This is a genomic window from Rhodopseudomonas sp. BR0G17, assembly GCF_010907025.1.
Taxonomy (GTDB): Bacteria; Pseudomonadota; Alphaproteobacteria; order Rhizobiales; family Xanthobacteraceae; genus Rhodopseudomonas; species Rhodopseudomonas palustris_H.
Map to the genome: position 1 here is coordinate 1 of NZ_QUML01000090.1, position 675 is coordinate 675.

General features: G+C 65.0%; 1 pseudogene. It reads left to right on the plus strand.

Annotated elements, in window-relative coordinates:
* Positions 1–625, plus strand: a pseudogene (locus tag DY467_RS26610) (transposase family protein); the annotation flags it as partial.
* Positions 626–675 lie beyond the last annotated feature (50 nt).

A 675-nucleotide genomic window follows, 5' to 3' on the forward strand; every position in this document is an offset into this window, starting at 1 on the left:
GCCCTGGTCCATCCTTGCCATGGCGCGGTGCGGGTCGAGCAGGAGCTGCGGCTGAAGGACCTGCAGGTCTCCGCCGGCGGCGTCCGCGGCGTCTGGCAGCGCCATGGTCTGCTGACCAAGCACGAGCGCCTGCTGCGGCTGGAGACCACCGCCGAGCGCACCATCGAACTGTCCGAGGAGCAAACGAGACTGCTCGAACGGTTCTCGCCCGAGTTCCGGGAGCGCCACATCGAGGCATCGAGACCGTGCTGTTCGACAATGGCCGGGAGTTCTGCGGTCGTGCCGACCAGCATCCCTACGAACTCTTCCTGCAGCTCGAGGACATCGACCATCGCACAACGCGCGTGAAGCGGCCGCAGTCCAACGGCATCGTCGAAGCGTTGCATCGGACGCCGCTCGACGAGCACTTCCGGGTCGAGGGCCGTCGCACCTGGTTCGAGACCGTCGAGGAGATGCAAACCGTTCTCGAGGGCTTCTGGCCGACTACAATCAGTGACGGCCACACCAGGGCCGCGGCATGATCGGCCGGACCCCCGCCACCGCCTTCGTCGACGGTCTGCCAACGTCACAACAAAGGAAGGAGGGAAAGAAAGCCGAAAAACAAGCCGCCAAAGTAGCCGCCTGACGTCGCCCGCTCACCGCGACACTGTCAGACGATTACCCTCTCTGTACACC